The 247-nt window shown below is 34.8% G+C and carries 1 protein-coding gene; it reads right to left on the bottom strand.

The features are described from left to right. Positions 1–145: catalase (locus SB689_RS23875; protein WP_410694512.1), on the bottom strand; the 145-nt coding region annotated here is incomplete at its 3' end. Positions 146–247: the final 102 nt, after the last annotated feature.

The following is a 247-nucleotide window of genomic DNA, read 5'->3' as shown; positions in this document are numbered from 1 at the left end:
GAATTCTTTCCCTAACGAAATGTGCAAGATTTTCCTGAAGAATAAAGTCCTGCAGCAATACCGGGCCTCTTGGTCCTACCGTCTGGGAATCCTGATGCTCAAAATAAGGTGCGCCGTTGCTTAACGTTAATTTTTTAGAATCCATATAATTGATGATTTTGAATAATTGTTTCCTTTTTCTAAATCGAAGTGTAAAGGTAGTGAATATCAAATTTACTGGAATTTTTAATTGCTAATAACAAAAACG

It is taken from the genome of Chryseobacterium sp. SIMBA_038, from assembly GCF_046535115.1.
Classification (GTDB): Bacteria; Bacteroidota; Bacteroidia; order Flavobacteriales; family Weeksellaceae; genus Chryseobacterium.
This window is presented reverse-complemented; position numbering and strand designations above follow the sequence as displayed.